Source organism: Coleofasciculus sp. FACHB-712, assembly GCF_014695635.1.
Classification (GTDB): domain Bacteria; phylum Cyanobacteriota; class Cyanobacteriia; order Cyanobacteriales; family FACHB-T130; genus FACHB-T130.
On the sequence record NZ_JACJOQ010000395.1, the window covers coordinates 1 to 8,621 of the forward strand.

8 protein-coding genes are annotated in these 8,621 nt (G+C 43.5%); 5 read left to right on the forward strand and 3 right to left on the reverse strand.

Annotated features, from left to right (window positions below):
- The 3 genes from H6F50_RS11555 to H6F50_RS27050 form a co-directional block, all read left to right on the forward strand.
- Positions 1–912 (forward strand): adenylate/guanylate cyclase domain-containing protein (locus H6F50_RS11555; protein WP_190428808.1); only part of this gene is annotated, 912 nt, incomplete at its 5' end.
- 15 nt (positions 913–927) lie between these two features.
- Positions 928–1,314, forward strand: a complete 387-nt coding sequence (locus tag H6F50_RS11560; RefSeq protein ID WP_190413421.1) for a response regulator — start codon at positions 928–930, stop codon at positions 1,312–1,314.
- Positions 1,315–1,603: 289 nt separating this feature from the next.
- Positions 1,604–4,417 carry a response regulator gene (locus H6F50_RS27050; protein WP_190428809.1) on the forward strand — a complete coding sequence of 938 codons (2,814 nt, stop codon included), beginning with the start codon at positions 1,604–1,606 and terminating at the stop codon, positions 4,415–4,417.
- Positions 4,418–4,420: 3 nt separating this feature from the next.
- Here the strand turns inward: H6F50_RS27050 and H6F50_RS11570 are convergent, their stop codons facing one another.
- On the reverse strand, positions 4,421–4,900 hold the full coding sequence (locus H6F50_RS11570; RefSeq protein ID WP_190428810.1) for a GNAT family N-acetyltransferase: 480 nt from the start codon (positions 4,898–4,900) through the stop codon (positions 4,421–4,423).
- A 13-nt stretch (positions 4,901–4,913) separates the two neighbouring features.
- Positions 4,914–5,513: a tRNA isopentenyl-2-thiomethyl-A-37 hydroxylase MiaE gene (gene miaE / locus H6F50_RS11575; RefSeq protein ID WP_190428813.1), complete on the reverse strand. Its 600-nt coding sequence runs from the start codon at positions 5,511–5,513 to the stop codon at positions 4,914–4,916.
- A gap of 672 nt (positions 5,514–6,185) precedes the next feature.
- Between miaE and H6F50_RS11580 the strand changes: the two genes are divergently transcribed.
- Entirely contained in the window at positions 6,186–6,947 is a 762-nt protein-coding gene (locus H6F50_RS11580) for a metallophosphoesterase (protein WP_190428811.1), read from the forward strand.
- On the opposite strand, the gene H6F50_RS11585 is transcribed toward H6F50_RS11580, so the two are convergent.
- Positions 6,944–7,795, reverse strand: coding sequence for a M48 family metallopeptidase (locus H6F50_RS11585; RefSeq protein ID WP_190428812.1), 852 nt, complete (start codon positions 7,793–7,795; stop codon positions 6,944–6,946). The genes H6F50_RS11580 and H6F50_RS11585 overlap by 4 nt on opposite strands.
- Before the next feature lie 454 nt (positions 7,796–8,249).
- On the opposite strand from H6F50_RS11585, the gene H6F50_RS11590 reads away from it, so the two are divergent.
- Positions 8,250–8,447, forward strand: coding sequence for a hypothetical protein (locus tag H6F50_RS11590; protein WP_190413431.1), 198 nt, complete (start codon positions 8,250–8,252; stop codon positions 8,445–8,447).
- Positions 8,448–8,621: the final 174 nt, after the last annotated feature.

The following is an 8,621-nucleotide window of genomic DNA, read 5'->3' on the forward strand; positions in this document are numbered from 1 at the left end:
GGTGAAGGTATCGCTGGCAGCGTGTTTCATCTAGGAAACGCAGAGATAGTCAATGATGTAGAGTCAGATTCTAGATTTATTACAGGTAATAATAAGATAAAATCTCTAATTTGCGCCCCACTTAAGACGCAAAACGTAGTTCTTGGCGTGCTTAATTTGAGTAGCGATGAATTAGTCAATTATACAGCACAAGATTTAAAACTTTTCACTGCTTTAGCATCCCAAGCCGCAGCAGCTATCGAAAACGCTCTGCTCCATGAAAATAAACTTAGAGAAGCGCGGATTAAAAGTAATTTGGAAAGATATGTTCCTGCACAAGTCGTTGAAGCTATTTTAGATCCTCAAGAAGATATTTCTTTAGTTCCTGCTAAAAAAGACATTTCCATTCTCTTTTCTGATATTAGAAACTTTACCACTAAATGCGAGGAGTTAGAACCAGAAGCAATTGTAGAATATCTGAATGAATATTTCACTCACATGGTAGAGGTGATATTTAGCCACGGGGGTACTGTGAACAAGTTTGTTGGAGATATGATTGTTGCCATGTTTGGCGCACCTTCAACTCTTGTTGATAGCGAACGACGAGCTATTGAAACAGCTATTGAGATGCAAAAACGCATAAAAACAATCCCAGTTGCTTGGATTAGGGATAATTTTCTTACCGGGATTGGAATAAGTTCGGGAGAGGTAGTTGTTGGCAACGTTGGCTCTCCACAACACATGGACTATACAGCAATAGGAGATAAAGTTAATATAGCGTCTAGGCTGCAATCTATGGCGAAGGGTGAGCAGATCCTAGTTAGTCGTTCTATTTATGAGAGTACAAAACATCTATTTGAATTTAAGGAGATTGGGAGCGTTCAAGTAAAAGGAAAAAAAGAAGCTGTAGAAGTTTTTGAAGTTCTTTATTAAATAGTAAGAAACAGAATGAATCCGAAGATATTAATTGTTGATGATGAGCCTCACATTCGACTTTTGTTAGAACAAACCCTTGAGGATCTTGAAGATGAGGGCGTGGAGTTACTAACAGCAACTAATGGTGAAGAAGCATTGGAGACAATTAAAGCGGAGAAGCCAGCTCTTGTTTTTCTCGACGTAATGATGCCTAAAATGAATGGATTTGATGTATGTAATGCGGTTAAAAATGAACTAGATATTAAGGACGTTTACATTATCATGTTGACTGCTAAGGGGCAAGAATTTGATAAGCAGAAGGGAAATGAAGTAGGGGCGGATATGTATATGACAAAGCCTTTCGATCCAGATGAGGTAGTGGCAAAAGCATCGAATATTCTAGAAATTGAGAGAGCTTAATTTTGTGAATAGATGTAGTTGAACTATGTAAGTGTAGGTAGGTGTAGCCTGGGCGGTAGCGATCGCGCTATCAGAGCGCCTTGCCGTAGCCCGTACTTTGGGCTTAGGAAAAGAAAAAGATGTAGGATTGCCATAGCACAGTAGTAACTGTAATCAAGCTTTTTGCAAAAATCAAAATGGCGTTGAATGCCTACAGAGCTAGCTCAAGCGCCTGTAATATCAATCGCAAAAATATTTAGCAATATTAATTTTTTAATCAAATTTTGTCACTAAACGTTGAGGGTAAAATATGCAGTCAGAACCGAAAGCAAACATCCTTTTGGTTGACGACCATCCAGAAAATCTGCTGGCGTTAGAGGCAGTATTGAGTAGCTTAGGGCAGAATTTAGTCAAAGCAAATTCGGGGATGGAAGCCTTAAGATGTTTGCTAAATGAGGATTTTGCTGTGATTTTGCTCGATGTCCAGATGCCAGAACTGGATGGATTTGAGACAGCAAGGCTGATTCGAGCTAGAGAGCGATCGCGCCAGACTCCGATTATTTTCCAAACCGCATACGGCACAAGCGACACGAATATATTCACAGGTTATTCCCTAGGCGCGATAGATTACCTGGTTAAGCCGATTGAACCGGAAATATTACTCTCGAAAGTATCGATGTTTGTTAATCTGTTTAAGAATACAGCACAGGTAAAACAACAAGCATTGGACTTGGAAGCCGTCAATGCAGAACTTAAGAAAAACGAACAGCAATTTCGTTCTTTCAGTGCTTGTTTGCCAGTCGGCATTTTTATGACAGATATTGAAGGTAAATGCACTTATACAAACCCGCGCTGTCAAGCAATTTGTGGCTTTACACTTGAGGAAAGCTTGGGAGATGGTTGGTTGCGGTCAGTTTATCCGGAAGATAGCGATCGCGTCATCGCACAATGGTATACCTACACTCGTCAGCGGAAGGAATATTCGCACGAATGTCGCTTTCAAACACGAGAGGGAATTGTACGTTGGGCTTACATTCGGTCATCTCCTTTGCTTTCCAATAAAGGCGAACTCATCGGTTTTGTGGGAACAGTAGAAGACATTACTCCTACTAAAGAGGCAGAGGCATCACTACGAGAGAGTAAGCAAATGCTACAGCTAGTGATGAACAACATCCCGCAGTTAATTTTTTGGAAAGATAGAAAGTCTGTTTATCTGGGTTGCAATTACAACTTTGCGCGAGTAGCAGGGGTTAATACGCCAGAAGGCATTGTTGGCAAAACAGACTACGACTTGGCTTGGAATAAGGAGGAGGCGGACTGGTACCGCGAGTGTGACAACCGCATCATGGAGGCAGATACGCCCCAATATCATATCGTTGAAACTCAATTTCAAGCAGATGGCAAACAGTCTTGGGCAGAAACGAATAAGATTCCACTCCATGATGATGCAGGGAATGTTGTAGGTATTCTAGGTACCTATGAAGACATCACTGATAAAAAGTTGGTAGAAGAAACTCTGAAAAAGTCTGAGGAAGATTTAAAAATTCGAGTAGAGGAACGTACTCTTGAATTGAATCATACTATTCAGAATTTGCAAAGCGAGATTGCCGAGCGCCAGCGGACGCAACAAGAGTTACAACAAGCTAAAGAAGCCGCTGAAGTTGCTAATTGTGCCAAGTCAGATTTCTTATCTCTTGTTTCCCATGAGTTAAGAACACCTCTTACCTCCGTCTTGGGATTCGCCAAAATTATCAAGAAAAAACTAGATTCCGTTATATTTCCTGAAGTTCAAAGTGAAGATAAGAAAGTTCGGAAAACCATCAAGCAAGTAGAAGAAAACCTTGACATCATTGTGTCTGAAGGGGAAAGACTAACAAATTTAATCAATAGTGTCCTTGATTTGGCAAAGTTAGAAGCAGGAAAGATTGAGTGGAAAACAGAACCAATTTATATATCTGAAATAATTGAACAGGCAACAGCGGCTACATCCGCCTTATTTGAAACAAAGCCGCTAAAGTTAATTAAGGATATCGAAAATGAACTACCTGAGCTAGTGGGTGATAAGGATAGACTCATTCAGGTTGTGATTAATCTAATTTCCAATGCTGTCAAATTCACGCCAGAAGGCTGCATAACTTGCAGAGCAAAAAGAATCAACAACGAGGTCGTTATCAGCGTTATTGATAGTGGTATAGGCATCGCTGGGGCTGACCAAGAGCAAGTCTTTGAAAAATTTAAGCAGGTAGGTAATACCTTAACAGACAAACCTAAAGGAACTGGTTTAGGACTGCCCATTTGCAAGCAAATCGTAGAACATCATCAGGGTAGAATCTGGGTAGAAAGTAAATTGGGTAAAGAAAGCAACTTTTCATTCACCTTACCTATCAGTACAGGCGGAAATTTTGAGTTTGAGAAAGTTGATTTGGACACCCTTTTAAAACAACTAAAAGGTCACGTAATTACTTCTAAAGCCTCTTCTAATAAACAAAAGAAAACAATTTTGGTGGTAGATGATGAAGCATCTATTAGAGAACTTCTCACACAGCAATTGGAAGCGGAAGGTTATATTGTTAGGCAAGCTAAAGACGGTATGGATGCCATTACACAGGTTAAAAAAGAACATCCTGATTTGATTATTTTGGATGTGATGATGCCTGCCATGAATGGATTTGATGTGGCAGCAGTACTGAAAAATGACCCTGGAACTACAACCATACCAATAATCATTTTATCAATTATAGAAGACAAAGATAGAGGCTATTGTTTAGGAATTGACAGGTATTTGGCAAAGCCAATTAACCAGGAAGAACTTCTAAATGCTATCGAATCGCTTCTGGCTCAAGAAACCTCAAAGAAAAAAGTTTTGGTAGTAGATGAAGATGAATCAACAATCAAGATACTTACTGATGTGTTACAGGCAAAAGGCTACAGCGTTGTTGAAGCTTCTAACGGTCAGGAATGTATCGAAAAGGCAATCTCAGCCAAGCCCGATATGATTATCATCGATTCAATCCTTTCAAAGCGAGACAATCTTGCCAAAACATTGCGATTTGAGAAAGGGCTGGAGAATGTTTTGTTTTTTTTAGTAGCAAACGGAAATGTAAATGGTCTAAATCAGTCGTGAGGGTTACAGGAATTTAACGTAGACGCGATCGCATCTTGCCGTCTCTACACCTGTTGCTGGTTCATACCCACTACTTTCATACAATTTGACTGCTTCTTTGAGAACGCTAGCGGTTTCAATCCAAATTTCCTGAAAACCACGAGAAGCGATCGCATTTTCGAGTTGTTCTAACAAATACTTACCCAGTCCTTGCCCTCTCACAGCTGGCAATAAATACATTTTGCGTAATTCTACCGCTCTGTTCCCGCGTTTCACTGGATAATACGCGCCAGTCCCTACCACTTTCCCTTCTCTTTCAATTACCCAAAACTCACCCCCAGGATCTTGATAAAATTTTTCTACCTCTAGAACATCCCTATCTGCCTCCTCTGGTTGCCAAGGCAAGCCATACTCGGTTAACACCGAATGGATGACATCAGCTGCAAAAGTGCGATCGCGCTTTTCCCAGCTACGAATCACAAAATCCCGGTATTGAGCTTTCATCTGCTTCTTGCCTTTAGCTGTGAATTCTCGGTTCTGGATGCAGCGTTTCCAGCAACTGACTCTCAACGACGGCTAATTCCTCCAGCCGTTGGTTGACAACAGCACGCTCAAAGTAAGTATCGGCAAGCACCCAATAAACGCCATAGTGACGTGCCTCAGATGCCATCAAGCTGCCATAAAATTGGGCTAACTCTGGATCGGGCAAGTGGGTGGCGAGTAATCCCAGCCGTTCGTGACTTCGAGCCTCTATCAACCCAGAAACTAGCAATGAATCCAATAACCGATCCGGCTCCTTAGCGCGGATTTGCGCCTTCATCCCGGCACCGTAGGGAGGCGCAGAGAGGGCAGCGAGGGGGATGCCACGACGTTCCAGCCACTGATTAACCAGCTCAAAGTGTTCCAGTTCTTCGCAGGCGATCCTGGTAAGCTGCCGCACTAACTGAGTATAAGAAGGATAGCGAAACATTAAATTCAAAGCAACTCCTGCTGCTTTCCGTTCGCAGTGGGAATGATCGAGCAGAATAGTATCCACGTTAGCGATCGCCTGATTTACCCAAGCGATACTACTAGCTTGTTTCAGAGCAATAATAACTGGCAGCGTAGCAGAAGACACAGTAGAAGACACAGGAGGCAAGGAACTTTAAGGGAAAAAATCCTGACATTTAACGATAGCGAGAGAATTTTTCTATTGATTGTCTCGCTCTGTTTCACCCAACACTCGACCGCCTTCAGAGAGATTCCCGATCCCAGAAGGTTCTACTCAAGCTAGGCGAGATATGATTAATAATGTAGTCTACCATACTTACAATTTGATACATCCCGCCACTTAGAAGAGAATTTAGAACTTAAAAGTCAGCTTTAAAAATATACCTTTGACTTTTAACTTCCCATTTCTAGTTGGTTTTCCCAGTGCTTTTTTGGTGTTCCCTATTCAGGCTGTGCATCCGCTCCGTGAAACTCTTAATACAAGGACATTCCCTTTTTTGACATTCTCCTACTTGATTGACTTACTAATCAACCCAGTTTTAGCGTGGTTATCAGTTTTAACGGGCTATAAGTTGCATCTAGCTGTAACGGAGCAGACGCAACAAACATATTACCAATGGTTTATTGGTAAGACATGGAATTTGATGATACTGTGCCGCGTTTGAAAGTCACTTCCCCACCCGCGCTATAACCTGGGCGACATGACTAGGGATGTCCATGAGTGTATAAGTTTTGATCGACAGTGATTCGGTGTCTTACTTTGAGGCGCTATCTAAGGTTGTGAGTAATCGGATTGAGGATGAGCAAAATGACCCCCCGTCGCATTGTGATTGGTGATGTACATGGCCACTACGAAGGCCTGATGACCTTATTGGAAGCGATCGCTCCTTCCTCAAATGACTCGGTTTATTTTTTGGGGGATTTAATCGATCGAGGGCCTCACAGCGCTCAGGTTGTTAAATTTGTTAAGCAAAATTCCTACCATTGTTTGTTGGGCAACCACGAGCAAATGTTATTAGACGTGTTGGGCGATGGACAAATTTACGGCCCAGCGCTGCAAGGATGGCTCTACAGTGGCGGTCATGCAACCGTGAACAGTTATGGGGAAGCGGGTATTCCAACAGAGGATATCGAGTGGATGCGATCGCTACCCACATATTTAGACTTAGGCGATGTCTGGTTGGTTCATGCAGGCGTCCATCCGCAAATTCCCTTCGAGAAGCAAACCGCTGAGGAATTTTGCTGGATTCGCGAAGAATTTCACAGCATTCCCCAGCCGTACTTCCCAGATAAACTGATCGTTACAGGTCACACCATCACTTTTACCCTGCCTGGAGTAGCACCAGGGAAACTTGCCCAAGGCAACGGCTGGCTTGACATCGATACGGGTGCCTATCACCAGAAAAGTGGCTGGTTGACAGGCTTGGATCTCACGAACAACTTGGTTTATCAAGTCAATGTGGCGCGGCGTCGCGTTCGTAAACTACCCCTGAAAGAAGCAGTGACGCAAATCGATCCATCCCAGGTAAGTCGGATGCGCCGCCAAATGCTCAAACCTTAAGTCAGGGCGCGAATTTTCGCTTTATAAGCCTGCTTATCCAACCCATCACCGACGTTGGCATCTTCCGGGTCAATGGCACGTTCCAAAGCCTTAATCCTATCCGAGGTTGCCGGATGGGTACTTAAGAAAGTAGGCACCGAATTTGCCCTGAGCAGCTTTTCCATGAAAGCCACCATTCCAGAGGGAGCATAGCCTGCCCTAATCATGGTTTGCAGTCCCTTTTGATCCGCCTCGAATTCATCTTGCCGACTGTTCGGACGCCGTAGAGCCAAATCCACGCCAATTTGAACGGCTAGGTTACGATCCAACCCCGCTGCTGCCGCTACGCCGCGAGCTAGCGCACTTTTTCGCATCTGCTCAATTGCATGACGACCGGCAATATGACCGATTTCGTGACTCATGACACTCGCTAGCTGAGCTTCATTATCTGCTGCTGTGAGCAAGCCAGTGTTGACGTAGACAAAGCCTCCCATTGTCGCAAAGGCATTGAGACCCTTATCGTTAACGACTTGAAACGTATAAGGAATATCAGGGCGATCGCTCTTCGCCACCAACCGCTGACCAATCTCTTCAACGTAGCGAACAATTTGGGGATTGCGATACAGCCGAATCTCCCGACTGACTAGCTGGTTATTAATTGCCCGACCAATTTGGACTTCCTGTTTATCAGAAATACTCGACAGCTGAATTACCTGAACGCCGCGCAAAATCAAGTCAAACAACGAGATTGCTTGCCCAGACTGAGGCAAACCGACACAAATAAACAGCGCCACCACAGATGAGAGGAACGGATAGAACCAGCGGCGGGAGGAACGACGGGAAAAAAATGACAAGGGGTTCAACTTCATAGCGAATACGAGTAATAATCAAATCGACAGTTGCGATCGGCGACCAGTCTTGACAATTTCAACACTCCCTACCCTGAAAGCAGGCGAGGCAACACCACATTTTTTAAGTCACAATTTCGGGTTCTTGTTCTTCTTCCCAAGCATCAGCCCAGAGAAAGAGAATCTTATAGAATGCGATCGCATCTCCCCGTAAATGTGACAACAACTTTCATTAGTCTGAAACAAACAGACGTGATTTGAGAATTCTAAGTTGCAGCTTCAACCGTAATCGAGATATTTTGCGATCGCTCAAGCCTGGGCAGAGCCTCCAACTAAGATCGCTCCCCCGTACAATACTGATTCGGTACTCCTGAAAATTTAGCCATTTTTCATCACCAGATTCGGTGAATGTCCTGATGAACTGGAGGGCAAGTTTACCGAAAATTTAAATAGAATCCTGTGCCCCGATAACCAGATGCAAGCTCAAAGCCTCTCCCTAACGATCGCTCAATTAGTCGAGCAATTATTAACTACGCGCAGAATTACTCGCCATGACCAACAACGGCTGATGGCGGCGCTGTTATCGAAGACGGCTCTCAGCTCCGAAGAGCAGATCCAAGTCAACCGAGTATTTGACAGCCTGAAACAAGGCTACATCCGTGTCGTAGACTAAGTTAGGCAGTCTTTTCAGGAAGGCTTTACAACCAGCCATCTGCCAGCACTCTCTAGGCGACACTCATGGTACTCTGACAAAAGACTGCCGGATTAAGTATCATCTACCTTGTGATTTGTAGAGTTAGAGGTTACTGAATCTCCCCAGTTTTTTAGCTAGAGCCAGGACAATTCT